The organism is Cupriavidus sp. FW305-3-2-15-C-LB2, assembly GCF_058787575.1.
On the sequence record NZ_JBYSZW010000006.1, the window covers coordinates 95,783 to 120,344 of the forward strand.

23 protein-coding genes are annotated in these 24,562 nt (G+C 68.1%); 10 read left to right on the top strand and 13 right to left on the bottom strand.

Translation table 11 applies throughout. From position 1 onward, the window contains the following. Positions 1 to 76: 76 nt before the first annotated feature. Positions 77 to 430 (top strand): DUF1428 domain-containing protein, encoded by a 354-nt coding sequence (locus tag AC3WRR_RS07035; protein ID WP_010813628.1) that lies wholly within the window; start codon positions 77 to 79, stop codon positions 428 to 430. Positions 431 to 958: 528 nt separating this feature from the next. Here AC3WRR_RS07035 and AC3WRR_RS07040 read toward each other — a convergent pair. Beyond that, positions 959 to 1,738: an IclR family transcriptional regulator domain-containing protein gene (locus AC3WRR_RS07040; RefSeq protein ID WP_454751402.1), complete on the bottom strand. Its 780-nt coding sequence runs from the start codon at positions 1,736 to 1,738 to the stop codon at positions 959 to 961. A 180-nt stretch (positions 1,739 to 1,918) separates the two neighbouring features. On the opposite strand from AC3WRR_RS07040, the gene AC3WRR_RS07045 reads away from it, so the two are divergent. Then, positions 1,919 to 3,547 (top strand): acyl CoA:acetate/3-ketoacid CoA transferase, encoded by a 1,629-nt coding sequence (locus AC3WRR_RS07045; RefSeq protein WP_010813625.1) that lies wholly within the window; start codon positions 1,919 to 1,921, stop codon positions 3,545 to 3,547. A 152-nt stretch (positions 3,548 to 3,699) separates the two neighbouring features. On the opposite strand, the gene AC3WRR_RS07050 is transcribed toward AC3WRR_RS07045, so the two are convergent. Then, complete coding sequence (locus tag AC3WRR_RS07050) at positions 3,700 to 3,846, bottom strand: hypothetical protein (protein WP_010813624.1); 147 nt, start codon at positions 3,844 to 3,846, stop codon at positions 3,700 to 3,702. Between the two features lie 318 nt (positions 3,847 to 4,164). Between AC3WRR_RS07050 and AC3WRR_RS07055 the strand changes: the two genes are divergently transcribed. Further along, a complete protein-coding gene (locus tag AC3WRR_RS07055; protein WP_176844223.1) occupies positions 4,165 to 5,667 on the top strand; it encodes a DEAD/DEAH box helicase in 1,503 nt (500 codons plus the stop codon). A gap of 61 nt (positions 5,668 to 5,728) precedes the next feature. Here AC3WRR_RS07055 and gluQRS read toward each other — a convergent pair whose 3' ends face one another. Together gluQRS and AC3WRR_RS07065 are read right to left on the bottom strand one after the other, a co-directional pair. Beyond that, complete coding sequence (gluQRS, locus tag AC3WRR_RS07060; protein WP_454751403.1) at positions 5,729 to 6,661, bottom strand: tRNA glutamyl-Q(34) synthetase GluQRS; 933 nt, start codon at positions 6,659 to 6,661, stop codon at positions 5,729 to 5,731. A gap of 11 nt (positions 6,662 to 6,672) precedes the next feature. Next, complete coding sequence (locus AC3WRR_RS07065; RefSeq protein WP_010813621.1) at positions 6,673 to 7,593, bottom strand: LysR family transcriptional regulator; 921 nt, start codon at positions 7,591 to 7,593, stop codon at positions 6,673 to 6,675. Between the two features lie 152 nt (positions 7,594 to 7,745). On the opposite strand from AC3WRR_RS07065, the gene AC3WRR_RS07070 reads away from it, so the two are divergent. Then, positions 7,746 to 8,444, top strand: a complete 699-nt coding sequence (locus AC3WRR_RS07070; RefSeq protein WP_492296530.1) for a pirin family protein — start codon at positions 7,746 to 7,748, stop codon at positions 8,442 to 8,444. A 178-nt stretch (positions 8,445 to 8,622) separates the two neighbouring features. After that, a complete protein-coding gene (locus AC3WRR_RS07075) occupies positions 8,623 to 9,618 on the top strand; it encodes a CobD/CbiB family protein (protein WP_010813619.1) in 996 nt (331 codons plus the stop codon). A gap of 25 nt (positions 9,619 to 9,643) precedes the next feature. On the opposite strand, the gene AC3WRR_RS07080 is transcribed toward AC3WRR_RS07075, so the two are convergent. The 3 genes from AC3WRR_RS07080 to AC3WRR_RS07090 are packed head-to-tail and all read right to left on the bottom strand — an operon-like array spanning position 9,644 to position 12,198. Next, complete coding sequence (locus AC3WRR_RS07080) at positions 9,644 to 9,949, bottom strand: putative signal transducing protein (protein WP_010813618.1); 306 nt, start codon at positions 9,947 to 9,949, stop codon at positions 9,644 to 9,646. Positions 9,950 to 9,982: 33 nt separating this feature from the next. After that, positions 9,983 to 10,954 carry a ribosome small subunit-dependent GTPase A gene (gene rsgA / locus AC3WRR_RS07085; protein WP_010813617.1) on the bottom strand — a complete coding sequence of 324 codons (972 nt, stop codon included), beginning with the start codon at positions 10,952 to 10,954 and terminating at the stop codon, positions 9,983 to 9,985. Continuing rightward, a complete protein-coding gene (locus AC3WRR_RS07090) occupies positions 10,951 to 12,198 on the bottom strand; it encodes a M48 family metallopeptidase (RefSeq protein WP_010813616.1) in 1,248 nt (415 codons plus the stop codon). The genes rsgA and AC3WRR_RS07090 overlap by 4 nt, the downstream gene beginning before the upstream one ends. Before the next feature lie 227 nt (positions 12,199 to 12,425). On the opposite strand from AC3WRR_RS07090, the gene orn reads away from it, so the two are divergent. Next, positions 12,426 to 13,052 carry an oligoribonuclease gene (gene orn, locus AC3WRR_RS07095; protein WP_058696652.1) on the top strand — a complete coding sequence of 209 codons (627 nt, stop codon included), beginning with the start codon at positions 12,426 to 12,428 and terminating at the stop codon, positions 13,050 to 13,052. 96 nt (positions 13,053 to 13,148) lie between these two features. Further along, a complete protein-coding gene (locus AC3WRR_RS07100; RefSeq protein ID WP_439668099.1) occupies positions 13,149 to 14,030 on the top strand; it encodes an AEC family transporter in 882 nt (293 codons plus the stop codon). A gap of 48 nt (positions 14,031 to 14,078) precedes the next feature. Here AC3WRR_RS07100 and mog read toward each other — a convergent pair whose 3' ends face one another. Beyond that, positions 14,079 to 14,717, bottom strand: coding sequence for a molybdopterin adenylyltransferase (gene mog, locus AC3WRR_RS07105; protein WP_010813613.1), 639 nt, complete (start codon positions 14,715 to 14,717; stop codon positions 14,079 to 14,081). Next, positions 14,714 to 15,334 (bottom strand): ribosome biogenesis factor YjgA, encoded by a 621-nt coding sequence (gene yjgA / locus AC3WRR_RS07110; protein WP_010813612.1) that lies wholly within the window; start codon positions 15,332 to 15,334, stop codon positions 14,714 to 14,716. The genes mog and yjgA overlap by 4 nt, the downstream gene beginning before the upstream one ends. Positions 15,335 to 15,383: 49 nt before the next feature. On the opposite strand from yjgA, the gene pmbA reads away from it, so the two are divergent. Continuing rightward, complete coding sequence (gene pmbA, locus AC3WRR_RS07115; protein WP_010813611.1) at positions 15,384 to 16,751, top strand: metalloprotease PmbA; 1,368 nt, start codon at positions 15,384 to 15,386, stop codon at positions 16,749 to 16,751. A 66-nt stretch (positions 16,752 to 16,817) separates the two neighbouring features. On the opposite strand, the gene AC3WRR_RS07120 is transcribed toward pmbA, so the two are convergent. The 3 genes from AC3WRR_RS07120 to AC3WRR_RS07130 all read right to left on the bottom strand — a co-directional run bounded on the left by AC3WRR_RS07120 (position 16,818) and on the right by AC3WRR_RS07130 (position 18,954). Further along, positions 16,818 to 17,318, bottom strand: coding sequence for a dihydrofolate reductase (locus tag AC3WRR_RS07120; protein ID WP_010813610.1), 501 nt, complete (start codon positions 17,316 to 17,318; stop codon positions 16,818 to 16,820). Then, complete coding sequence (locus AC3WRR_RS07125; protein WP_492296532.1) at positions 17,315 to 18,109, bottom strand: thymidylate synthase; 795 nt, start codon at positions 18,107 to 18,109, stop codon at positions 17,315 to 17,317. Before AC3WRR_RS07125 ends, AC3WRR_RS07120 begins: the two co-directional genes overlap by 4 nt. Positions 18,110 to 18,252: 143 nt before the next feature. After that, positions 18,253 to 18,954, bottom strand: a complete 702-nt coding sequence (locus tag AC3WRR_RS07130; RefSeq protein ID WP_010813608.1) for a TerC family protein — start codon at positions 18,952 to 18,954, stop codon at positions 18,253 to 18,255. A 521-nt stretch (positions 18,955 to 19,475) separates the two neighbouring features. On the opposite strand from AC3WRR_RS07130, the gene egtD reads away from it, so the two are divergent. Together egtD and AC3WRR_RS07140 are read left to right on the top strand one after the other, a co-directional pair. Next, positions 19,476 to 20,573 (top strand): L-histidine N(alpha)-methyltransferase, encoded by a 1,098-nt coding sequence (gene egtD / locus AC3WRR_RS07135; RefSeq protein WP_439670821.1) that lies wholly within the window; start codon positions 19,476 to 19,478, stop codon positions 20,571 to 20,573. Positions 20,574 to 20,717: 144 nt separating this feature from the next. After that, a complete protein-coding gene (locus tag AC3WRR_RS07140; RefSeq protein ID WP_010813606.1) occupies positions 20,718 to 21,974 on the top strand; it encodes an SUMF1/EgtB/PvdO family nonheme iron enzyme in 1,257 nt (418 codons plus the stop codon). An 81-nt stretch (positions 21,975 to 22,055) separates the two neighbouring features. Here AC3WRR_RS07140 and AC3WRR_RS07145 read toward each other — a convergent pair whose 3' ends face one another. Continuing rightward, the gene (locus AC3WRR_RS07145) at positions 22,056 to 23,972 is read right to left on the bottom strand and encodes a DEAD/DEAH box helicase (RefSeq protein WP_010813605.1); all 1,917 of its coding nucleotides are present in this window, start codon (positions 23,970 to 23,972) and stop codon (positions 22,056 to 22,058) included. Positions 23,973 to 24,562 lie beyond the last annotated feature (590 nt).

Below are 24,562 nucleotides of genomic sequence, written 5' to 3' on the forward strand. Positions count from 1 at the left end.
GCGCGGCGATGGACTATGGTAGTCATCGCGCGTTTGATCCGATTCGCACGATTCAATCTGACCAGGAGTGAAGCCCATGTCCTATATCGACGGATTTGTACTGGCCGTTCCCCAGGCCACTCGCGAGACCTATCGCCAGGTGGCGCAGAAGGCAGCCGCGGTGTTCAAGGAGCACGGCGCGCTGAAGGTGGTGGAATGCTGGGGTGACGATGTGCCGGAAGGCAAGGTCACGTCCTTTACGATGGCGGTGCAGCGCAAGGAGGATGAGGCGGTGGTGTTCTCGTGGATCCTGTGGCCGTCACGCGAGAAGCGCGACACTGGCATGAAGGCGGCGATGGCCGACCCGCGCCTGAAGGAAGGCATGGATCCGATGCCGTTCGACGGCCAGCGGATGATCTTTGGCGGCTTCGAGGTGATTGTCGACGAGTGAGCGCGCCGGGCGCCGGCGTGGCAGCGCCGGCGCGCAGCAAGCGAGTTCAGATCAGGTGGAAGACCATGCCCAGGGCAATCGCGCCACCCAGGGTTTCCACTGCTGCGAGGGCGAGAAGGTTCTTCAGTACGAAAGCGTCTTCTTTCTTCGTCACCATGGTCTGTCTCCCGGTCATTGGACTTGTTCTGAGGCACCATCGGCTGCGGCGATCCGGCGTTTGCGGTGCCAGGCCGTCGATGTGAGTCCAGTAGACCGCATCCGGACGTTGGCCGGAAGCTGGCGAAAACCCGCTCGGCGAAAACCCGGATTCCTTCAGGAATGTGACAGGGCCATGATTGACAGGCTTCGCAGGGCGCGTTTGCGGCCTGCCGGCAACGCGGCATGGCAATGGCCCACATTTGGGGGATGTCCGCCGTGGCGCGATGCGCCAGGATCAAGGCGTGGGTGGTCGAGCAGATTGCCCCGCTACCATTTGAGCCCCGCTGCCTCCCCGGCATGCGGGGCTTTTCTACATGGGCCGCGGGCGCCTCAGCGCGCCTGCAGGATGGTTTCGATGCGGGCGGCGGCCTCGCGCAGCGGCCCCAGGAAGCGCGTCTCCAGCTGGGCCTGGTCGCGGCTGCCCAGCACCATGCTGAAGCCCAGCCCGGCCACCGCCTTGCCGGCCTGGTCGCGCAACGGCACCGAGATCCCGGCGTAGCCGTCCACCAGCTCGCTCACCAGCACACAGTAGCCGTCGGTGCGCACCTGCCGCAGCGTGCGCGCCAGCGCCGTGCGCGAGCTGACCGTGAACGGCGTCAGCTTGCGCAGCGTGGCGCCTGCCAGGTAGGCCTCGAGCGCGTCATCGTCCAGGCCGGCCAGCAGCACGCGGCCAAGCGAATGCGCATAGGCCGGCATGCGCCGTCCCAGCGCCATGTCCACGCGCAGCAGCTGGCGCGGCTCCTCGCGCGCCACCAGCACCACGGATTCCGCATCGAGCACGCCCACCGAGCAGCTTTCGCCCAGGGACTCGCACAGCCCCTGCAGGTAGGGCCGCGCCACCTGCGGCAGGCTCATCGAGGCAAAGTAGGCATAGCCGAGCTCCATCACCCGCGGCGTCAGCGCAAAGTGGCGGCCGTCCTGCGCCACGTAGCCGTTGTGCTCCAGGGTCAGCAGCAGCCGGCGCGCGGCGGCGCGGGTCACGTCGAGCTGCTCGGCGACGTCCTGCATGGTCAGGCGTTCCGCGCCGCCGGCGAACAGGCGCAGCAGCGCCAGGCCCTTGCTCAGCGATTCCAGCAGTTCGTCTTTCTTGGCGGCTTCGGCTTGCGGCATTTCGGCTCAATACGGGGAAATGGAGCGGAAATCACATGATTCTCCATGCCGCGCCGGACTTGCGCCAGCGGCCGGCATGTCCGTATGATAGCGTTTTCCGAACAAATGTTCGCAAAACAAAATTCACGGAAAAACGTGCCGCCACCGATGCGGGACGGCACAACGAAACCGGAGACAGCAATGAAGGTGATCACCGCACGCGAAGCGGCGGCACTGGTGCAGGACGGCTGGACCGTGGCCAGCGCGGGCTTTGTCGGCGCCGGCCATGCCGAGGCCGTGACCGAGGCGCTGGAGCAGCGCTTCCTGCAGAGCGGGCTGCCGCGCGACCTGACGCTGGTGTACTCGGCCGGGCAGGGCGACCGCGGCGCGCGCGGCGTGAACCACTTCGGCAATGCCGGCATGACCGCCAGCATCGTCGGCGGCCACTGGCGCTCGGCCACGCGGCTGGCCACGCTGGCCATGGCCGAGCAGTGCGAGGGCTACAACCTGCCGCAGGGCGTGCTGACGCACCTATACCGCGCCATCGCCGGCGGCAAGCCCGGCGTGATGACCAAGATCGGCCTGCACACCTTCGTCGACCCGCGCACCGCGCAGGATGCGCGCTACCACGGCGGCGCCGTCAACGAGCGCGCGCGCCAGGCCATTGCCGAGGGCAAGGCATGCTGGGTCGATGCGGTCGACTTCCGCGGCGACGAATACCTGTTCTACCCGAGCTTCCCGATCCACTGCGCGCTGATCCGCTGCACCGCGGCCGACGCCCGCGGCAACCTCAGCACCCATCGCGAAGCCTTCCACCATGAGCTGCTGGCGATGGCGCAGGCGGCCCACAACTCGGGCGGCATCGTGATCGCGCAGGTGGAAAGCCTGGTCGACCACCACGAGATCCTGCAGGCCATCCACGTGCCCGGCATCCTGGTCGACTACGTGGTGGTCTGCGACAACCCCGCCAACCACCAGATGACGTTTGCCGAATCCTACAACCCGGCCTACGTGACGCCATGGCAGGGCGAGGCAGCGGTGGCCGAAGCGGAAGCGGCACCGGTGGCTGCCGGCCCGCTCGACGCGCGCACCATCGTGCAGCGCCGTGCGGTGATGGAACTGGCGCGCCGTGCGCCGCGCGTGGTCAACCTGGGCGTGGGCATGCCGGCAGCGGTCGGCATGCTGGCGCACCAGGCCGGGCTGGACGGCTTCACGCTGACCGTCGAGGCCGGCCCCATCGGCGGCACGCCCGCGGATGGCCTCAGCTTCGGTGCCTCGGCCTACCCGGAGGCGGTGGTGGATCAGCCCGCGCAGTTCGATTTCTACGAGGGCGGCGGCATCGACCTGGCCATCCTCGGCCTGGCCGAGCTGGATGGCCACGGCAACGTCAATGTCAGCAAGTTCGGCGAAGGCGAGGGCGCATCGATTGCCGGCGTCGGCGGCTTTATCAACATCACGCAGAGCGCGCGCGCGGTGGTGTTCATGGGCACGCTGACGGCGGGCGGGCTGGAAGTCCGCGCCGGCGACGGCGGCCTGCAGATCGTGCGCGAAGGCCGCGTGAAGAAGATCGTGCCTGAGGTGTCGCACCTGAGCTTCAACGGGCCCTATGTGGCGTCGCTCGGCATCCCGGTGCTGTACATCACCGAGCGCGCGGTGTTCGAGATGCGCGCTGGCGCAGACGGCGAAGCCCGCCTCACGCTGGTCGAGATCGCCCCCGGCGTGGACCTGCAGCGCGACGTGCTCGACCAGTGCTCGACGCCCATCGCCGTGGCGCAGGACCTGCGCGAAATGGATGCGCGGCTGTTCCAGGCCGGGCCCCTGCACCTGTAATCCTGTCATTCGCGGCCGGCCGGGCAAGCACCGCCGCCATATGCATCAGTCAGACGGGCCGGCCATGACCGGTTCGCGAGGAGGCTCGCCAGGATCCGTCATGACATTACTGAACCGCTGTCGCTTCATCCCGGCGCGGCACTGAGCCGCGCTCAGGCGGGCTGCTGCCCTTGCGCCTGGCTGGCCGGCAGCGCCGGCAAGGGCAGCGCCGGCTGGCAGGCGGCCGCGGCCAGGCCAAGGAACTGGCTGGAGGTGCGCAGGAACTGCTGGCAGGTCTGGCGGAAAAGCTCGAAGTCCATGTAGGTCTCGGTGAGTTGGGGTGGCGCGGTCCGGCCGTGGCCGCCGCGCCGCCGGCATCTTGCGTGGTGGATATGACAGTTTCTTGAAATCCCGCCAGCCTGTGCCGCCATCTGTCGCGCCAGTCGCACGGCGCTGCCAGAATGCCCACTGTGCTGGCAGAGGTGCTAAAATGTAAGTCTTTGATTCTCTTGGCCAAATGCTGCAGCCAGCATGGCCGTGCCGGAACCCTCCCGGCGCCAGGCGAGAGTCAGGGCGAGATGAGTTCCAGACGCGTATCCGTTTGTGCCGGGTTCGCCTCCCGCCAGACACCGATACCCATGACCACTACGAACGCACCAGAAGCCACTACCGCGGGGCAGACCGCCGTGCAGACATTCGACAGCTTTGGCCTGGACGCGCGCATCCTGCGCGCCTTGTCCGAGCAGGGCTACACCACGCCCACCCCGATCCAGGCACAGGCCATCCCGGTCGTGCTGATAGGCAAGGACATGATGGGCGCCGCGCAGACCGGCACCGGCAAGACCGCGGGCTTCGCGCTGCCGATCATCCAGCGCCTGCTGCCGCTGGCCAATGCCAGCGCCTCGCCGGCGCGCCACCCGGTGCGCGCGCTGATGCTGACCCCCACGCGCGAACTGGCCGACCAGGTCTATGACAACGTCGCGCGCTACGCCAAGCACACCGACCTGCGCAGCACCGTGGTGTTCGGCGGCGTCGACATGAACCCGCAGACCGACGCCCTGCGCCGCGGCGTGGAGATCCTGGTGGCAACGCCCGGCCGCCTGCTGGACCACGTGCAGCAGAAGTCGGTCAACCTGTCGCAGGTGCAGATGCTGGTGCTGGACGAAGCCGACCGCATGCTCGACATGGGCTTCCTGCCGGACCTGCAGCGCATCATCAACCTGCTGCCGGCGCATCGCCAGACGCTGCTGTTCTCGGCTACGTTCTCGCCGGAAATCAAGCGGCTTGCCTCCAGCTACCTGAAGCACCCGGTCACGATCGAAGTGGCACGCAGCAACTCGACCAACGAGAACGTGCGCCAGATGGTGTACCTGGTCGAAGACGGCCACAAGCAGGCGGCGGTCGTGCACCTGCTCAAGCAGCGCGCCGAGCAGGGGCTGTCGCGCCAGTGCATCGTCTTCGTCAACAGCAAGATCGGCTGCTCGCGCCTGGCGCGCCATTTGGAGCGCGAGGGCATCAACGCCGCCGCCATCCACGGCGACAAGACCCAGACCGAGCGCATGCAGACGCTGGAAGGGTTCAAGAGCGGCACCATCGACGCGCTGGTCGCCACCGACGTGGCCGCGCGCGGGCTGGATATTCCCGACATGCCGTGCGTGGTCAACTTCGACGTGCCGTACAGCGCCGAAGACTATGTGCACCGCATCGGCCGTACCGGCCGGGCCGGCGCCAGCGGCGATGCGCTGTCGATCTACGTGCCGGGCAATGACGAGCGCCTGCTGTCCGATATCGAGAAGCTGATCAAGCGCAGCATCCCGCGCGGCAAGCTGGAAGGCTTCGACCCGACCGGCGAGCGCGCCCGCCAGGGCGATACCGAGCGCCGCCGCGAGCGTAGCGACGTGCGTCGCGCGCGCGGCAACGGCGAGGGCGAAGAGCGTCCGCGCCGCCACGAGCACAGCGCCAACCGCCAGGTGTTCCGTGCCTCGGATGATCCGTTCTTCTCGCGCCCGTACGAGCCCAGCGCCGCCAGCGTCGCCCAGGCCAAGGCGGCCGATGAAGTCGCCGCCGCGCTGAGCCGCGGCCGCCAGGCGCCCAAGCGGCCGGTGGCTGCCCTGCTGGGCGGCGTGCCGCGCAAGTCCTGATCTGATCCTGCCGTAGCTGAAAATGGCCCGCCTGCGCGGGCCATTTGCTTTTGGGGGGGCGCTATCCGTGCGGGGGTCGCGGCAGATCGGCCAGCAACTGGCGCCACCCGTCGGTGGCGCGCGCAAGCCAGTCCTTCACATTGTCCGCGCGGTTCGACAGCCCCAGGTGAGTGCCGGCTTCGCGCAGCGCGTCCAGCGGTGCGGTGGTGTCGATTGCCTGCGCACCGCTTTGCTTGCTCAGCTTCTCGCCGGTTTCGTTGACCACCACTGGCACGTGCAGGTACGCCGGCGTGGGCAGGCCCAGCAGGTGCTGCAGGTGGATCTGGCGCGGCGTGGAGTCGAGCAGGTCGGCGCCGCGCACGATATGCGTGATGCCCTGCAAGCCGTCATCCACCACTACCGCCAGTTGATACGCCCACAGCCCGTCCGCGCGGCGCAGCACGAAGTCGCCCAGCTCGGTTTCCAGGTCCTGGCACTGGCGGCCCTGCCAGCGGTCGTCGAAGCACAGGGTGGCGGCCGGGCCGTCCGGCACGCGCACGCGCCAGGCGCGCGGCAGCTTGCCGTTCAGGCCGTGGCGGCAGGTGCCGGGATAGCCCAGGGTCTGGTGCCGCTCGCGCACGTGCACCAGTGAGTCGGCGATCTCCTTGCGCGAACAGCCGCACGGGTAGAGCTGCCCGGCGGCGTCGAGGCGGCGCAGCGCATCGGCATAGAACGGCTCACGCCGGCTCTGCCATACCGGCGGCTCGTCCGGCGCCATGCCCAGGCGTTCCAGCGTGAGCAGGATGTCGTCGTCCGCGCCGCGCACGCAGCGCGGCATGTCGATGTCCTCGATGCGCACCAGCCACTGGCCGCCGTGCGCGCGCGCGTCCAGCCAGCTCGCCAGCGCGGTGACCAGCGAGCCCATATGCAGCGGCCCGGTGGGCGAGGGGGCGAAGCGGCCGCGATAGCCGGTCGCGGCAACCGTCATTGCTGCCGTCGTTGCTGTCACTGCCATGAGACCTGCCCTCAGCCGGCGAAGTCGGGTTGCTGCAGCAGTGCCTGCGCCAGGCGCGGGTCTTCCAGCTTGCTGGCCCACCACTGCAGCGCCTTGCCGCGGTTGCTGGTGCGCCAGGCTACCTTGAAGTTGCCGGGCGCGCGCACCTCGACGGTCTCGCGTGCCTGCAGTACGCCGCTTTCGATATGGGGTTGCGCCATCGGCGCCGGCAGCCAGCCGCAGCCCAGCCCACGGATCTGTGCCTCGAGCTTGTCGCGCATGGTGGGCACCACCAGCACGTCTTGCCCGGCCAGCACGCCATGGGTACGCGCCGGCAGGTTGCGCGAGGTGTCGCCCACCGCGACGATGCGGTGCCTGGCGATCTGGATGGTGGTGAGCGGGCCTTCCTCGGTGGCCAGCGGATGGTGCGCGGCAACCGCGAACACGAACGGCATCGAGCCCAGTGGCCGGATCTGGAAGCCCTGCGTGCTGGGCGCATCGTAGGCGCCGCCGATCACCAGGTCGGCGCGGTTGTTGACCAGCGCATCCCAGGCGCCGCCCAGCACTTCCTTGGAAAAGCGCAGCCGGGTGGCGGTGTTCTCGGCGTAGAAGTCGTGGATCACCGGCAGCAGCGCGCGGAAGTTGATCAGGTCGTCGACCACGATGGTGAGGGTAGCCTCCCAGCCGGTGGCCAGGCGCTTGACGCGCCGTGCCAGGTCATCGGCGGCATGCAGCAGGTGGCGGCCCTCATCGAGCAGGGCGCGTCCGGCCGGCGTCAGCTCGGCGCGATGGCGGCGCCGGTCGAACAGCAGCACGTCCAGGTCTTCTTCCAGCTTGCGCACCACGTAGGTCAGCGCGGAAGGGACCTTGCCCATCTCGTGGGCGGCGGCGGCAAAGCTGCCCTTGCGTTCGATGGCGTCGAGGACTTCGAGGGATTCTAGCGAGAGGGCCATGTTCAGAAATTCTGAATGACTGCTTCTAAGTCGATCCCCGTAAATATACGCCTCAAGCCCTAAACTTCCTAGCATCAAAGCGAAAACGTATGCCGCGACACGGTTACCAAGCCAGTGCTTGCGGGCAAACAGGCTCAAGGAGGGCCATCAAAATGATTGAAATCAGAAAGTCTGCAGAGCGTGGTTACGCCGATCATGGCTGGCTGAAGTCCTTTCATTCGTTCTCGTTCGCCGACTACTATGACCCGCGGCATGTGCAGTTTGGGCCACTGCGAGTGATCAACGAGGACCGCGTCGCGCCGGGCATGGGCTTTGGCACGCACGGCCACCGCGACATGGAGATCATCAGCTACGTGCTTGAGGGCGAACTGGCCCACAAGGACAGCATCGGCAACGGCAGCGTGATCCGCCCTGGCGATGTGCAGCGCATGAGCGCCGGCACCGGCGTGCGCCATTCGGAGTACAACCACGCCGCGCACGACACCACCCACTTCCTGCAGATCTGGATCATGCCGGCCGAGAACGGCATCGAGCCCGGCTACGAGGAAAAGCATTTCGACGCAGCCGACAAGCGCGGCAAGCTGCGCCTGGTGGCCAGCGCCGATGGTGCCGAGGGCTCGGTGGTGGTCCACCAGGACGTGCGCCTGTACGCCGGCCTGTTCGATGGCGACGAGGCTGCCACGCTGGCGCTTGCACCGGGCCGCCGCGCCTATATCCACGTGGCGCGCGGTCGGGTGACGGTCAACGGCAAGGCGCTTGAAGCCGGCGACGCGGCGAAGCTGGAAGCCGCGGGCGAGGTCGCGCTGTCCGGCGGCGATGGCGCCGAAGTGCTGGTGTTCGACCTGCCCTGAGCATCGTTCATTGCCGCATGCGAAAGCCCGCCTTCGGCGGGCTTTTGCTTTTTGCATTGTGCGCCGGGCTCCGGCAGGTACCGCTGTGCTATCTTCTCGCTATGCATTGCGCCTGCGCCGGCACATCGCCGGCAAGCCCGGAAGGGCCAGGCGTGCCCTTGGAACACCCCGTACCAAGATGACCTTTGTTTCCATTCTCCTGGCGCTGATCGCTGAACAATTCCGCGCCCTGGGCCGCAACAACCCGATCCACGAGATCGTGCGCGCACTCGGCGACCGCGCGGAACACGCCTTCGACACCGGCCGCCCGCGCGATGCCGCGCTGGCCTGGCTGACCGTGGTCCTGCCGCTGACCCTGGCGGTGATCGTGGTGCACTACCTGCTGGCCTCGATCAGCGTGGCGCTGACGCTCGCCTGGAATGTGCTGGTGCTGTACATGACGCTGGGCTTTCGCCAGTTCAGCCACTACTTCACCGACATCCACGAGGCCCTCAACCGCGATGACGTCCATACCGCGCGCACGCTGCTGCACGAGTGGACCGGCCTGGACACCGTCGAGATGCCGGTCTCCGAGATCGTGCGGCACACGCTGGAGGCGGCCATCATCGCCGTGCACCGGCATGTGTTTGGCGTGTTCTTCTGGTTCCTGGTGCCGGTCGGCCCCGGCGGGGTGGTGCTGTACCGCACCGCCGAATACCTGAGCCGCCACTGGAACCAGCCCTCGACCGAGCGCAGCCCCGCGCTGGGCCGCTTTGCGGCGCGCGCCTTCTATTTGCTGGACTGGATTCCGTCGCGGCTGACGGCGATCGGCTTTGCCATCGTCGGCAACTTCGAGGACGCGGTCTACGCCTGGCGCAACCATGCGCGCAAGTGGAACGATGCCGTCAACGGCATCCTGCTTGCCAGTGGGGGCGGGGCGCTGGGCGTGCGCCTGGGCACGCCGCTGGCCGAGGATGATTCCACCGTGGTGCTGCGCGCCAGCGTGGCTGGCCCGGCCGTGGACTATGCGCCCGGCATGGAAGAGGAAAACGGCGGCCCGGAACCGGTGCCGCCCGAATTCGGCACCGAGCCCGGCGTGCGCACGCTGCAGTCGGCCGTGGGCCTGGTATGGCGCGCGGTGGTGCTGTGGATGCTGCTGCTGGCGATGCTGTCGCTGGCGCTCTGGGTCGGCTGACCAGCGTTAAAAAGGGGGCGGCGCGCTAGTCGCGGGCCGCGCCGCAGCGCCAGCAGGCCCCGAACTGGGCCTCGTGCCACTCCAGGCAGTGGCGGCATTGCCAGCTCGGCCCCGGCGCCGGGTTGGCGGCGGCATTGAGCACCGCCCACGCCTGCGCTTCCATCTCGTCATCGACCAGCCACACCTGTGGCGCACTCTCCCGGAACGGGATCTCGCCGGTCGCGCCGGCCAGCCAGGTATTGCGCAATTCCGCCCGGATGCCGGCCGCCCGCAGGACGTTCCGGCAATGGGCTGCATGGACGAGGGAAGTGGCGGACAGCAGCAGTTTCATGGCAGCGCACCGGGTAACCCAGGTGCGCTTACCTTACCACGGCTTCTGCTGGTTGGATTCGTGCAGCAACTGCATGTAGAGCTGGTGGCGGCGCTCGGAGATCGCTCCCGAGGCGACCGCGGCCAGCACGCCGCAGCCGGGCTCGTTGACGTGGTGGCAGTTGTAGAAGCGGCACCCGGTCAGCAGCGGGCGGAACTCCGGGAAGGCGCGCTCCAGCATGCCCTCGCTCAGGTGGTACAGGCCGAATTCCTGGAAGCCCGGCGAATCGATCAGCGCACCCTGATGGCCGTCCACGGTGCCCCATTCGGCCGGCAGGTGATAGAGCCGCGTGAAGGTGGTGGTGTGCTTGCCGGAGTCGAGCTTGGCCGAGATCTCGCGGGTCTGTGCATCCACGCCCGGGATCAGCAGGTTCAGCAGCGACGACTTGCCCATGCCCGATTGCCCGATCAGGATGCTGGCCAGCCCCGCCAGGCGCGGCTTGAGCGCGGCCAGCGCCTGCGCCGGGTCGGCGCGGACCGACAGCTCCAGCGTGTCGTAGCCCAGCCCGCGGTAAAGCGCCAGGCGCCCTCGCGCTTCTTCGAGCCGGTCGGGCAGGTCGGTCTTGTTGAGCACGATCAGCGGCCGGATCTCCATGGCCTCGGCCGACACCAGCGCGCGGCCGAGCAGGTCTTCGGAGAAGCCCGGCTCGGTTGCCAGCACGATCACGACCTGGTCGATATTGGCGGCCAGCAGCTTGGACTTGAACTGGTCGGAGCGGTGCAGCAGGTTCTTGCGCGGCGAGGCCGCGGTGATCACGCACTGGTCGGCGGCGGCGCGTTCCACGCTGACATGGTCGCCCACCGCGCAGTCGCTCTTCTTGCCGCGCGGGAAGGCATGCATGCGCGTGCCGTCGCCCAGCTCGACCACGTAGTGGCGGCCATGGGCGGCGATGATCAGCGCGGATTCGGTGGCCGTGCCGGCATGGCTGCCGCCGCCGGCGTTGCGGTGACGCGTGGCGCGGCTCATGCGTGCGCCAGCAGGCGGTCGATCCGCTGCGCGGCGGGCGGATGCGAGTAGTAGAAGGCGCTGTAGAGCGGATCCGGCGTCAGCGTCGAGGCGTTGTCCTTGTACAGCTTCACCAGCGCCGACACCAGGTTGCCGGCATCGGTCTGGTCGGCGGCAAAGGCGTCGGCCTCGAACTCATGGCGGCGCGACGACAGGCTCGACAGCGGCCCCAGCAGGAAGGTGAACACCGGCAGCGCCAGGAAGAACAGCACCAGCGCCAGCGCGTTGTTGGACACGCCCAGGTTGGGCACCACGCCCAGCCCGGTGTAGAACCAGCTGCGCGTGGCCAGCCAGCCCAGCAGCGCCAGGAACACCAGGCTCAGCGCAAAGGTGACGACGATGCGCTTGGTCACGTGGCGGCGCTTGAAGTGGCCCAGCTCATGTGCCAGCACCGCCTCGATCTCGTCGCCCGACAGGCGCTCCAGCAGCGTGTCGAAGAAGACAATGCGCTTGGCCGCGCCGAAGCCGGTGAAATACGCATTGCCGTGGGCGCTGCGCTTGCTGCCGTCCATCACGAACAGGCCCTTGCTGGCAAAGCCGCAGCGCTTCATCAGGGCCTCGATGCGCTGGCGCAGCGATTCGTCGGTGAGCGGCTCGAACTTGTTGAACAGCGGTGCGATAAAGGTCGGGAACACCACCAGCAGGAACAGGTTGAAGGCCATCCACACCAGCCAGGTCCAGACCCACCACAGCGAGCCGGCGCGCTCCATCAGCCACAGCACCGCCAGCAGCAGCGGCAGGCCCAGCGCGCAGGCCACCACCAGCATCTTGGCCATGTCGGCCAGCCACAGGCCGAACGTCATCTTGTTGAAGCCGAAGCGCTGCTCGATGCCGAACTGGCCGTACAGCGAGAACGGCAGGTCCACCAGCCCGCCGATCAGCGCCACGCTGGCCACCAGCGCCACGCCATAGGCATAGCCTGGGCCGAAAGTGTCCAGCCAGGACTGGTTGAGCCACTGCAGCCCGCCCAGCATGGTGAAGCCGATCAGCACCGCGGCCCCGGCCAGCACCTCGAGCATCGACAGCCGGGTGCGGGCGATGGTGTAGTCCGCGGCCTTCTGGTGCGAGGCCAGGCTGATGGTGTCGGCAAAGCGCGGCGGCACCGCATTGCGGTGCTGCGCCACATGCCGGACCTGGCGGGCGGCCAGCCAGAGCCTGGTCAGCACCATCAGCACCAGGGCGGCGAGAAAGACAATCGTGAACATCGGCAAGAGCCTTGTTGTGGGTGCGGGCGCCCCGCATTGTGCGCGGCGGGCGTCCGTTGGAACCGCCGAGCCCCGGGGTGGGGCAGGCGGTGGTCCGGGATATCCGGAAAACACCCCGGCGCTGGTGCGCAAACGGCCATTCCGGACGGATATGCGAGAATTATAAATTGTTCGCGCCCGCCCCCGCCGCGGCCGCTTCCCTGAAATCCCTATCTTCCGCAGTCCCGATGACAAGCCAAGCCACCGCCAAATCCGTCAAAAGCGAAAACAACCTGATCTGGCTGGACATGGAAATGACCGGCCTGCAGCCGGATACCGATCGCATCATCGAAATCGCGATCGTCGTTACCGACTCCGAACTCAATATCCTGGCGGAAGGCCCGGTGCTGGTGATCCACCAGAGCGACGCCGTGCTCGATGGCATGGACAACTGGAACAAGGGCACCCACGGCCGCTCGGGCCTGATCGACAAGGTCAAGGCATCGACCCTGACCGAAGAGCAGGCCGAGGCCGAGCTGCTGGCCTTCCTCAAGCGCTGGGTGCCGGCCAGCAAGTCGCCGATGTGCGGCAACTCGATCTGCCAGGACCGCCGCTTCATGGCGCGCTACATGCCCAAGCTGGAGGCCTTCTTCCACTACCGCAACCTGGACGTGTCCACGCTGAAGGAGTTGTGCAAGCGCTGGGAGCCGGCCATCCACAAGGGCTTTATCAAGCGCCAGCTGCATACGGCGCTGGCCGACATCCTGGAATCGGTCGAAGAACTGCGCTACTACCGCACGCACTTTATCCGGCACACCGCGCCGGGCGCCGCACCGGCAGCGGACGCGCCGGCCGCCGACACGCCCGCGCAATAAGCGGGGCCGGCTGCTCCCGGAACAACAACCCACTGCAAGCGACGGGCCGCCCCGCACGGGGCGGCCGCCGCTGGGGCGCGTCCCGCCCGCCTGCCCATGCTTGAGCGCATCGTCTCCATCATCACGCCGGTCATCCTGATCATCCTGGTCGGGTGGCTGTACGGGCGCAAGGCCCATCCGGACATGGCCGGCATCAACCGCGCCACGCTGGACGTGATCGCACCGCTGCTGGTGGTGTCGGCCTTCGTCAGCAAGGATTTCGTGCTGGCCGACCAGCTGGTGCTGCTGGGCTGCGCGGTGGCGGTGGTGCTGGGCTCCGGCGTGCTGGCGTGGGCGCTGGCGCGGCTGCTGAAGGCCGATCCGCGCACCTTCGTGCCGCCGATGATGTTCAACAACTGCGGCAACATGGGGCTGCCGCTGTCGGTATTTGCCTTCGGTCCGGCGGGGCTGGCGCCGGCGGTGGCGCTGTTCGCGGCATCGAACCTGATGCACTTCACCATCGGCATGAAGATCGTCAACCGCCATGCGTCGATGGCGCAGATCGCGCGCAACCCCATGGTGCTGGCCACCGTGGCGGGCGTGGCGCTGGCGCTGGCGCGGCCACGGTTCACGCTGCCGGACCCGGTATACCAGTCGGTCAAGCTGCTGGGCGACGCCACCGTGCCGCTGATGCTGTTTGCGCTGGGCGTGCGCATGAAGGACGTGAGCCTGCGCAACTGGGGCATGGGCCTGGTCGGCGCCGCGGCCTGCCCGCTGACGGGAATCGCGGTGGCGCTGCTGCTGGCGCAGTGGGTGCCGCTGACCGAATTGCAGCGCGGCCTGCTCTTTGTGTTTGCCGCGCTGCCGCCGGCGGTGCTGAACTTCCTGGTGGCGGACCATTTCCGGCAGGAGCCGGACCAGGTGGCGTCGATCGTGCTGCTGGGCAACATCGCCGCGGTGGTGTTCGTGCCGGTGGGGTTGTACCTGGGCTTGCGCTGAGGCGCGGGGAAGGGGAGCCCGCAGGCGCGCGCCTGCGGGGATTGGCGATTACGCCGCGGGCTTGGCCCGCACGGCGTTCTTCGGGCGCCAGGCCTTGACCACGGCCTCATCAGTTTCCATGTAGGGGCCGCCGATCAGGTCGATGCAATACGGCACCGCAGCAAAGATCCCTTGCGCCACGGCCTTGCCATCGGCATCGCGCAGGCCCTCCAGGGTCTCGCGGATGGCGCGCGGCTGGCCGGGCAGGTTGACGATCAGCGCGGCGCGGCTGGCGGTCTCGCGGATCACCGCCACCTGGCGCGACAGGATCGCGGTCGGCACGAAATGCAGGCTGACCTGGCGCATCTGCTCGCCGAAGCCGGGCATTTCCTTGGTGCCCACGGCCAGCGTGGCCTCTGGCGTCACGTCGCGGCGCGCCGGGCCGGTGCCGCCGGTGGTCAGCACCAGGTCGCAGCCGGCCACGTCGACCAGGTCGATCAGGGTGCGCGAGATCTGCGCCTGCTCGTCCGGGATCAGCCGCTCCACCGCCTGCCAGGGCGTGGTCAGCGTGCGCCCGAACCACTCGCGCAGCGCCGGGATGCCTTCGTCCTGGTAGGTGCCGGCCGAGGCGCGGTCCGAGATCGAAACGAAGCCGACAACGAGTTCATCGGGATGGTTGCGGACTACCGGCTGCGTGGTCTGGGTCATGCCTCGGGCTCCGGGGTAGGGGGTTGGTCCGCGGCGGCGCCGGCCTTGCCGTCCTTCGCATCCAGCGCCGTCTTGATCGCCTGGAACAGCTCGCGGAAATAGCGCGGCGGCTTGCCTTGCTCCTTTTCCTTGCGCGCGTTGCGGATGGTGTTGCGCAGCGCCTGCACGTCGATGCCGGGGTGCTCGGCGAGGAAGCGCGTCAGCGCCGCGTCGTCGGCCAGCAGCAGCTCGCGCCAGCGCTCGATCAGGTGCATGCGGGCGGTTTCGGCCTTGCTGGTGCCCTTGAAGCCCTCCAGCGCTTGCCGGATCACCTCGACCTCTTCGTCGTCGAGGCCGCGCATGATCTTGCCCACGAACTGCATCTGGCGGCGCTTGCCCTCGTGGCTGTTGATGCGGCGGGCCTGGTGGATGGCGTCGGCGAGCGCTTCGGGCATGGGCACGCGCGCCAGGCGGTCCTTGGCCAGGGCTTCGAGCTCGGCGCCAAGGTCCTGCAGGGCGGTCATTTCGCGCTTGCGCTGCGACTTGCTTTTCGGTTCGTCGTCTTCCGGTTCGGGCGCAAAGCCTCCGGGAAAGCGCGAGCCATTCGGATTACGGGAATTTCGCGTCATGCCCGGCATTTTATCTTGCTATGATTGCCGCTTGGACTTTTGATGACACCCGCCCAGCATGGACCAGATCGCAGAACAGACCGCGCACTTCACCTACACCCAGGCCCAGCTCAGCGAGATGGCCGCCGATGTGCTGCGCGTTGCACGCGAACTTGGGGCGACCGACGCCGCCACCGAGATCTCCGAAGGCAGCGGCCTGTCCGTATCGGTACGCAAGGGGCAGGTGGAAACCATCGAGCAGAACCGCGACAAGGTGGTCGGGGTCACGGTCATGATCGGCAAGCGCCGCGGCAATGCCAGCACCTCGGACTTCTCGCCGGCCGCGCTGCGCGCCACTGCCGAGGCCGCCTACAACATCGCCCGCTTCACGGCCGAGGACGATTGCGCCGGCCTGGCCGAGGAAGAACTGCTGGAACGCGCGCCGCAGGACCTGGAACTGTTCCACCCGTGGGCGCTGGACGCCGAGCGCGCCATCGACATTGCCACCCGCGCCGAGGCCGCCGCCTTCGCGGTGTCGCCGCGCATCCGCAACAGCGACGGCGCCAGCGTGTCGGCGCAGCATTCGCAGTTCGTGCTGGCGACCACGCGCGGCTTCTCGGGCGGCTACCCGTATTCGCGCCATTTCATCTCGTGCGCGCCGATCGCCGGCAGCGGCAGCGGCATGCAGCGCGATGACTGGTACTCGTCCAAGCGCTCGCCGCTGGCGCTGGCCGCGCCCGAGGACATCGGCCGCTACGCCGCCGAGCGCGCGCTGGCGCGGCTGCAGGCGCGCCAGCTGTCCACGCGCCGCTGCCCGGTGCTGTTCGAGGCGCCGCTTGCCGCGGGGCTGCTGGGCGCCTTCGTGCAGGCGGTGTCGGGCGGCGCGCTGTACCGCAAATCCACGTTCCTGTGCGATTCGCTGGGCCAGGCCGTGTTTGCGCCGCATATCCAGATCCATGAGCAGCCGCACACCCCCGGCGCCATGGGCAGCGCCCCGTTCGACGAGGAAGGCGTGCGCACCCGTGCCCGCGACGTGGTCCGCGACGGCGTGGTGCAGGGCTATTTCCTGTCGACCTATTCCGCGCGCAAGCTCGGCATGCAGACCACCGGCAACGCCGGCGGCTCGCACAACCTGACACTGACCAGCTCGCTGACCGAGCCCGGCGACGACTTCCCGGCGATGCTGCGCAAGCTCGGCACCGGCCTGCTGGTGACCGAGCTGATGGGGCAGGGCGTCAACTACGTGACCGGCGACTATTCGCGCGGCGCCTCGGGCTACTGGGTCGAGAACGGCGTGATCCAGTACCCGGTGGAGGAAATCACCATCGCCGGCAATATGGCCGAGATGTTCCAGCAGATCGTCGCCATCGGCGCGGACTCGCTGGTGCGCGGCACCAAGGAAACCGGCTCGATCCTGCTCGAGCAGATGACGATTGCCGGCACCTGAGCGGCGCGCGCCACCCAATAAAAAAGCAGGCCTGACGGCCTGCTTTTTTATTGCCCGCGCAACGGCTTACGACTCGTCCGACGGCGGCCGCTCGTACGTGACGAACGCATAGTCGAAGCCATTGGCCTCCGAATGATGCGTCTCGCGCGCGGTCTCCACCCATTGGGTGCGGTCGATCGCCGGGAAGAAGGCATCGCCTTCCACATCCGCATCGATCTCGGTCACCACCAGCCGGTCCGCGCATGGCATGGCCTCGGCGTAGAGCTGCGCGCCGCCGATCAGGAAGATCTGCTCCGCGCCCACGCACAGGCGCTGGGCATCTTCCAGCGAGGCCGCCACCTCGGCGCCCTCGATGCGCAGGTCCGGGTTGCGGCTGACCACGATATTGCGGCGCCCCGGCAGCGGGCGGCCGATCGAGTCCCAGGTCTTGCGGCCCATGATCACGGGCGCGCCCATGGTGGTGCGCTTGAAGTGCGCCAGGTCTTCCGGCAGGCGCCACGGCAGCGTGTTGTCGCGGCCGATGGTGTTGTTGCGGGCGCGGGCGACGACCAGTGTCAGCAGCGTCATACGGCCACCGGTGCCTTGATGACGGCGTGCGACTGGTAGCCGGCCAGTTCAAAGTCTTCGTAGCGGTAGTCGAAGATGCTGTCGGGCTTGCGCAGGATCTTCAGCTGCGGCAGCGCCAGCGGCTCGCGCGCCAGCTGGGTCTGCACCTGCTCGAAATGGTTGTTGTACAGGTGGCAGTCGCCGCCGGTCCAGACGAAGTCGCCCACTTCCAGCCCGGTCTGCTGCGCCATCATGTGGGTCAGCAGCGCATAGCTGGCGATATTGAACGGCACGCCCAGGAAGATATCGGCGCTGCGCTGGTAGAGCTGGCACGACAGCCGGCCATCGGCCACGTAGAACTGGAAGAACGCGTGGCAGGGCGGCAGCTTCATGCGCGGGATGTCGGCCACGTTCCAGGCCGACACGATCAGGCGGCGCGAATCCGGATTGGCGCGGATCTGCGCCACCAGGTCGGTGATCTGGTCGATATGTCGGCCGTCCGGCGTCGGCCACGAGCGCCATTGCGAGCCGTAGACCGGGCCCAGTTCGCCGTTCTCGTCGGCCCACTCGTCCCAGATGGTGACGCCGTGCTCCTGCAGCCAGCGCACGTTGGTCGAGCCCTGCAGGAACCACAGCAATTCATAGATGATCGACTTCAGGTGCAGCTTCTTGGTGGTCACCACCGGGAAGCCTGCGCGCAGGTCGAAGCGCATCTGGTAGCCGAACACCGAGCGCGTGCCGGTGCCGGTGCGGTCGGCCTTGTCGGTGCCATGCTCGTACACATGGCGCATGAAGTCGAGGTACTGTTTCATCGGCGCGGGGCGGGATCGGGAGTGACGCGGGTACTGGTCCCGCAAAGCTGGCATTTTAAAGCAAAAGGGCCATCCCTCAGGATGGCCCTTCAGAGGCATGGCCGGGGCGGGTGCCCCGGCCATGCCTGGCACGGCTTGCCGCCTTAGTGGCTGCCGGCCGGTTGCTGCACGCGGCGCTTCTGCACCAGGTAGCCGGCGCCCAGCACGCCGCCGACGATCAGCACGTACAGGCCCCAGTTGACCACCGGGTTGGCTTCGAAGAACGCCTTGATCATCGGCTCGTGCACGATCATCTTGACTGCCGTGAACGCCAGCACGCCTGCGCCCAGGTAGATGATGATCGGGAAGCGGCTCATCAGCTTGAGCACCAGGCTCGAGCCCCACACCACGATCGGGATGCTGATCAGCAGGCCCAGCACCACCAGCAGGAAGCTGCCGTGCGCGGCGCCGGCCACGGCCAGCACGTTGTCCACGCCCATCACCGCGTCGGCGATGATGATGGTCTTCATTGCGCCCCACAGGGTCGAGGCGCCCGAGCCGTGCCCCTCGCCGTCGCCTTCGTCGGACAGCAGCTTGTAGGCAATCCACACCAGCGCCAGGCCGCCGATCAGCATCAGCCCCGGAATCTTCAGCAGCCAGACCACCCCGATCGTCATGGCCGAGCGCACCACCACGGCGCCGACGGTACCCCAGATGATGGCCTTCTTCTGCAGGTGGGCGGGCAGGTTGCGCGCCGCCAGGGCGATCACGATGGCATTGTCTCCAGCCAGCACCAGGTCAATGACGACGATGGACAGCAGTGCCGTCAGGAACTGCATCGTGAACAGATCGGTAAACCACTCCATGAACTCTCCTCAGGGTACAAATCAGCGCAAGTGCGCGTATCGGGTTCGCCTGGTTTCACGTAGCACGGGAGCGTGGGGGCGCCTTTGCAAACCATGAAGTCCAGGTTGCAAAGGTCTTGCTCGACCACTGGCGCGGTATGCACGCCGGTAGTCAGCACAACCGGGGACAAGGGTCCCGGAATGACGATTGTGCTAAGGGCATGGGCCCCGGAGCTACTCCCCTTTGAGGGACACGACCCGTTTCGGGGCCGCGCTGGGCGGGATTATAAACGAACTGCAAGGGATATGCCCCATTAGGAAAGATACTGACTCAAAGTTCTTGATGTGCTGCGTGCGGCGCATCCGGCGATCGGCGGTGCGCGATCCGCCGGATGGGCCTATCCTTTAGGTTCGGCTTCGCCCGATGCGTCCCGGACGGCACAGGGAGGCGTTGCGGAGACCGGCGCGCACGACATGCACAGCGCGGCCTTGGGGAATACGCAGTGAAGCAGTGACCATTCGCGACCACACAAGGAAACGACATGCCGGCTGTCCCGAATCCGCCGAATACCCCCTTCCAGAAAAAAGCCCCGCAGACACCTCTCCCACCCCTGAACCACCACAACGGCCATGCGGCCGCACCGCCCGCCCTGGTCGCGCTGGCCAATGGCCGCGCGCACCGGCAGCCGCCCCAGCCGGAGTTCTTGCAGCAGTACCGCGAGGACAGCGGCGCGCTGCGCGAGCAGGTGCTGGCCGGGCTGCGTGCCGGGCAGGCCGCCATCAGCCCCAAGTTCTTCTACGACGTGCTGGGCTCGCGCCTGTTCGAAGCCATCACCGACCTGCCAGAGTACTACCCGACCCGTACCGAGGCCGCGATCTTTGCCAGCGCGGCGCCCGCCATCGCCGCGCGTGCCGGCAGCGGCTGCGTGCTGGTGGACCTGGGTGCAGGCAATTGCGAAAAGGCTGCCAGGCTCTTTGGCACCCTGCGCCCGGCGCAGTACGTGGCGCTGGATATCTCCATAGAGTTCCTGCGCGCGACGCTGTCGTCGCTGCAGCAGCAGCATCCCGACATCCCGATGCTGGGCCTGGGCGCCGACCTGTGTGCGCCGTTCGATCTGCCCGCCAACGTCAGGCGCGGCAGGCGGCTGTTCTTCTATCCGGGCTCGAGCATCGGCAATTTCGCCCCGGTCGAGGCCCTGGCGTTGCTGCAGCGCATGCGCGGCGCGGCCGGGCGCGGCGACGGCGTGCTGATCGGGGTCGACCTGCACAAGGACGAAGCCACGCTGGTGTCTGCCTATGACGATGCGCTGGGCGTCACCGCCGCGTTCAACCGCAACGTGCTGCGCAACGTGAACCGCATCGTCGGCACGGATTTCTCGCTGGACGACTGGCGCCATGTGGCGAGCTTCGACCGCGCGGCCTCGCGCATCCAGATGCACCTGCAGGCGTGCCGCGACGTGCGCGTGCAGTGGCAGGGCGGCGCGCGCGAGTTTGCCGCCGGCGAACGGATTCATACCGAGGACTCCTACAAGTACCGCCCGGAGGACTTCACGCTCTTGTTGGAAGCCGCCGGGTTTGACGACCCGGTGTACTGGACCGACCCGAGCGGCTGGTTCGCCGTGTTCCACGCGCGCGGCTGATCCGCCCGCGCGGGCGCCATCCGGCGGGGATGGCAGGTAGTGTCATAATGACCGCGGCCGGCCTGGCGTGCGAGCGCCGGGCCAGCAGTTGCCTGCTTCGGTCACTGCCTGTCCACTGTTCACTCCCCTGCACGGACTTTCCCGATGAGCGGCTTTCCCATGCTTCCCGATCTCTACTTCACCGGCGGCAAGGCGACCTGGTCCGACCCGCGCCGGCTGCCGCGCGAAGGGCTGGCGCAGGCGCTGGTCGATGCGCGCAACCGCACGCTGGCGTGGCTGGCACCGTTCGGGCAGACGCGCCGCGCCTGGGACGTGCCGCATCAGTACGATGCCGATCCGCCGTTGTGGACGCTCGGGCACGTGGCCTGGCATGCGGAGTGGTGGTGCCTGCGCGGCGTGCGCCAGGTGGACCGCGGCGGCGTGCCGGTGCCGGTGGCATCTGAGCCGTCGCTGCTGGACGGCGCCGACGAGTGGTTCGACCCGGACCGCATCGGCCCCGACGAGCGCTGGGAGGTCACGCTGCCCGACGTCGCGGTGGTCAAGCGCTACGCCGGCCACGTGCTCGACGGCGTGCTGCGCCGGATTGCGCTGCTGGCCGACGACAGCGACCTGACCCTGTACCCGTACCGCCGCGCGCTGCTGCATGAGGATGCCCAGGGCGAAGGCGTGGCCGCGCTGTTGCAGGCGCTGGGCATGGCTCCCGCGGAGGCCATCGGCGCCGGTCCGGTGCAGCCTGCGGGGCATGGCGGCACCCTGCATTTCCCGGGCGGTCGCTTCACGCTCGGCTGGAGCGATCCCGACGGCTTTGCCTGGCCCGATGAGCTGCCGCCGCAGCCCACCTACGTGCCCGCGTTTGAAATGGACATGGCGCCGGTCAGCAACGCGCAGTTTCTCGAGTTCGTCGAGGACGGCGGCTACGAGCACCCGGCGTGGTGGTCGGCAGCGGGGCGCCAGTGGCTGATGACGCAGGAACGCTCGGCGCCGCGCTACTGGTCGCGCCATCCGGAATCGCGCGCCTGGATGGTGGAGCGCTTCGGAACGCGGCGCACGCTCAATCCGGATGAGGCGGTGCGCCATGTCACGCTGTACGAGGCGCAAGCGTGGTGCGTGTGGGCGGGGCGGCGCCTGCCGGCGGAATCGGAATGGGAGCTTGCCGCGACGCAGAACCGCGGCCTGCAGTGGGGGACGCTGCGTGAGTGGACTGCCACGCCCTATGAGCCGTACGCCGGGTTTGCCGCCGCGCCGTCAGACAGCGAGGTGGTGGGGCGCTTCGGCACGCACCAGGCGGTGCGCGGTGTGTCGTTCGCCAGCCCCGCGCGGCTGCGCCATGTGCGGGCAAGGTGGGCGCGGTTGCCGGAGGACGACCTGTCCTTCATCGGCTTTCGCACCTGCGCGCCGTAGCGGGCTGTACGCGACAACAAAAAAGAGCACCCGAGGGTGCCCTTTCTTCTGCCTGGCAGGTGCGCTTAGCGCACCACCGCGTCAACGCTCGTAGCGCGAACGGCTGTTGCGGTTGCCGCTGCCATTGCCGCCGAAACTGCGATTGCCGTCACGGTTGCCGTCGCGGTTGCCGAAGCTGCGGCCGTCGCCGTTGCCACCGGTGTTGCCACGATAGCCGCCGCCAGTGCGGTCGCCGAAGCCACCACGGTTGTTGTCGCCAAAGCTGCGGGGGGCGGCGCCGTCGCGGTTGCCGAAACCACCGCGGTTGTCGTCGCCGAAGCTGCGGCCACCTTCGCGGTTGCCGAAGCCACGCGCACCGTCGTTGGCGCCGCGGTAGCCGGCGCCCTGGCCGCCCTGGCCCTGGCCACGGTAGCCGCCTTCACGATTGCCGAAGCCGCCGCGGTTGTCGTCACCGAACGGGCGTGCGCCTTCCGGGCGGTTGCCGAAGCCGCGGCTCTCGCCGCTGAACTTGCGCTCGCCGAAGCCGGTGCGGCTTTCGCCGCCGCCGAACTTGCGGTCGCCGAAGCTGCGTTCGCCGCCACGGTAGCCGCCGCCATTGCCGCGGAAGTCACCACGGCCGCCACCCGGCTTGCCGCCGAAGTTGGAACGCGGCTTGGGCGAACGGCGCGGCTCCAGGCCTTCGATCACCGAAGCGTCGATGCGCTGGTTGGTGAAGCGCTCGATGCGCTTCCACTGGAACATGTCGTTGTGGTTCACCAGGTTGATGGCGGTGCCCGAGCGGCCCGCGCGGCCGGTACGGCCGATGCGGTGCACGTAGTCCTCGGCCTGCTTGGGCAGGTCGAAGTTCACCACGTGGGTGATATCGGGCACGTCGATGCCGCGCGCGGCCACGTCGGTGGCCACCAGCACGCGCAGGTTGCCGCGGCGCAGCGCGGTCAGGGTGCGGTTGCGCGCGCCCTGGGTCATGTCGCCGTGCAGCGCGCCGGCCGAAAAGCCGGTGTCGGACAGGCGCTCGGCCAGCGAATCGGCATCGCGCTTGGTCGCGGTGAAGACGATGGCTTGCTTGAGCGTCGCGTCGCGCAGCAGGTGGTCCAGCAGGCGTTCCTTGTGCGACATGTCGTCGGTGAAGTGCAGGCGCTGCTCGATATGGCTCTGGTCGGCGCGGGCCGCGGCGATCTCGATGCGCTGCGGGTCGCGCAGCTGGCGCGAGGCCAGCTGGGCAATGCGCGCATCCAGCGTGGCCGAGAACATCAGCGTCTGGCGCGTGGCCGGGGTGGCATTGACGATGGCGTCGATGTCGTCGGCAAAGCCCATGTCGAGCATGCGGTCGGCTTCGTCGAACACCAGCATCTGCAGGGCCGACAGGTCGATGCGGCCGGCGTCGATATGGTCGAGCAGGCGGCCCGGCGTGGCCACCAGGATGTCAGGCATCTTGGCCAGCGCGGCCAGCTGCTTGGGGTAGGGCATGCCGCCCAGGATGCTGGCGCAGACGATGCGGCGCAGGTTGCGGCCGTACTTGGCGGCGGCCTCGGTCACCTGCAGGGCCAGTTCGCGCGTCGGGGTCAGCACCAGCAGTGCGGGCTGCGCCGGCGACGGGCGGGGGCGCTTGCCCTTCATGCGCTTGGCGGGCTCGGTCGCGCGCTGCGGCGCCGGCATTTCGCTGATGCGCTGGATCGCGGGCAGCATGAACGCGGCGGTCTTGCCCGAGCCGGTCTGGCTCGAGACCAGCAGGTCGCGGCCGGCCAGGAAGGCCGGGATGGCCTGGGCCTGCACCGGCGTGGGCGTGTTGTAGTTCAGTTCGGAGAGGGCGCGCAGGATGGCCGCATCGAGGCCAAGCGTGGCGAAACCGCTTTCCACGGCCGGGGCTTCTTCAACTGCCGGGCTGGGGTTGAGCAGGGCGTCGAGCTTGTCGAGCGGGCTCTGGGCAGCGTCGGAAGTGATCGAAGCGTCGGTCGCGGAGGCAATAGCTTGCTCCGCACGAATGTCGTGCTGGGTCATGTCGGAATGGTCAAATAAATGCATGGCACCCCGGCAAAGCAAAATGGGGTGGGCGCAGTGCAAAGTCTTAAAAAGGCTTCGGCGCCAATCGGTGAGGCCGTTACGACAGACACAGCTGGCAGTACGGCGGCAGGCAGGGCGGTGGCTGGTCCCGCTAGGCGGTCCGGCCGTATCCCTGGCAGGCAAACAGCTCAGGTTTCAGGCTGTTCAACAGGATCGGAGACGAGGCGACGTCAGGTGAGCGGTGCGTTCTGCTGGGCGGCTGGGGCCATGAAGTGATGACTAGGCGTCCGGCAGCGAGGAAACAGAGCTTGGGAGGGCAGCGGATTCGCCGCGGCAGGAAGCCGGGCGTTTGGCGGATCTCACAGTTGCGAAACTCACGGCGCGGATTATAGCAGAGTACGGAATTTTTGTTGCACTGCGAAAACGTAACCGGATATGTCAGGCGCTCGTCACCTTCCGGACGCGCCCCGCGCCACGCTGGTTGAAAGCCGAAAACCCCCGCCTATACTGGAGGCGCGAGCACACAGGATGCCCGCACGGGGCGGACGAAAACGCTCCCGCTCGACCTCCTGCAGCGGCATTGGGCC

Excerpts from the sequence above, each read along its gene's own strand:
- AC3WRR_RS07035 (WP_010813628.1), top strand. The coding sequence starts at position 77 with ATGTCCTATATCGACGGATTTGTACTGGCCGTTCCCCAGGCCACTCGC.
- AC3WRR_RS07040 (WP_454751402.1), bottom strand. The coding sequence starts at position 1,738 with ATGCCGCAAGCCGAAGCCGCCAAGAAAGACGAACTGCTGGAATCGCTG.
- AC3WRR_RS07045 (WP_010813625.1), top strand. The coding sequence starts at position 1,919 with ATGAAGGTGATCACCGCACGCGAAGCGGCGGCACTGGTGCAGGACGGC.
- AC3WRR_RS07050 (WP_010813624.1), bottom strand. The coding sequence starts at position 3,846 with ATGGACTTCGAGCTTTTCCGCCAGACCTGCCAGCAGTTCCTGCGCACC.
- AC3WRR_RS07055 (WP_176844223.1), top strand. The coding sequence starts at position 4,165 with ATGACCACTACGAACGCACCAGAAGCCACTACCGCGGGGCAGACCGCC.
- gluQRS (WP_454751403.1), bottom strand. The coding sequence starts at position 6,661 with ATGGCAGTGACAGCAACGACGGCAGCAATGACGGTTGCCGCGACCGGC.
- AC3WRR_RS07065 (WP_010813621.1), bottom strand. The coding sequence starts at position 7,593 with ATGGCCCTCTCGCTAGAATCCCTCGAAGTCCTCGACGCCATCGAACGC.
- AC3WRR_RS07070 (WP_492296530.1), top strand. The coding sequence starts at position 7,746 with ATGATTGAAATCAGAAAGTCTGCAGAGCGTGGTTACGCCGATCATGGC.
- AC3WRR_RS07075 (WP_010813619.1), top strand. The coding sequence starts at position 8,623 with ATGACCTTTGTTTCCATTCTCCTGGCGCTGATCGCTGAACAATTCCGC.
- AC3WRR_RS07080 (WP_010813618.1), bottom strand. The coding sequence starts at position 9,949 with ATGAAACTGCTGCTGTCCGCCACTTCCCTCGTCCATGCAGCCCATTGC.
- rsgA (WP_010813617.1), bottom strand. The coding sequence starts at position 10,954 with ATGAGCCGCGCCACGCGTCACCGCAACGCCGGCGGCGGCAGCCATGCC.
- AC3WRR_RS07090 (WP_010813616.1), bottom strand. The coding sequence starts at position 12,198 with ATGTTCACGATTGTCTTTCTCGCCGCCCTGGTGCTGATGGTGCTGACC.
- orn (WP_058696652.1), top strand. The coding sequence starts at position 12,426 with ATGACAAGCCAAGCCACCGCCAAATCCGTCAAAAGCGAAAACAACCTG.
- AC3WRR_RS07100 (WP_439668099.1), top strand. The coding sequence starts at position 13,149 with ATGCTTGAGCGCATCGTCTCCATCATCACGCCGGTCATCCTGATCATC.
- mog (WP_010813613.1), bottom strand. The coding sequence starts at position 14,717 with ATGACCCAGACCACGCAGCCGGTAGTCCGCAACCATCCCGATGAACTC.
- yjgA (WP_010813612.1), bottom strand. The coding sequence starts at position 15,334 with ATGCCGGGCATGACGCGAAATTCCCGTAATCCGAATGGCTCGCGCTTT.
- pmbA (WP_010813611.1), top strand. The coding sequence starts at position 15,384 with ATGGACCAGATCGCAGAACAGACCGCGCACTTCACCTACACCCAGGCC.
- AC3WRR_RS07120 (WP_010813610.1), bottom strand. The coding sequence starts at position 17,318 with ATGACGCTGCTGACACTGGTCGTCGCCCGCGCCCGCAACAACACCATC.
- AC3WRR_RS07125 (WP_492296532.1), bottom strand. The coding sequence starts at position 18,109 with ATGAAACAGTACCTCGACTTCATGCGCCATGTGTACGAGCATGGCACC.
- AC3WRR_RS07130 (WP_010813608.1), bottom strand. The coding sequence starts at position 18,954 with ATGGAGTGGTTTACCGATCTGTTCACGATGCAGTTCCTGACGGCACTG.
- egtD (WP_439670821.1), top strand. The coding sequence starts at position 19,476 with ATGCCGGCTGTCCCGAATCCGCCGAATACCCCCTTCCAGAAAAAAGCC.
- AC3WRR_RS07140 (WP_010813606.1), top strand. The coding sequence starts at position 20,718 with ATGAGCGGCTTTCCCATGCTTCCCGATCTCTACTTCACCGGCGGCAAG.
- AC3WRR_RS07145 (WP_010813605.1), bottom strand. The coding sequence starts at position 23,972 with ATGACCCAGCACGACATTCGTGCGGAGCAAGCTATTGCCTCCGCGACC.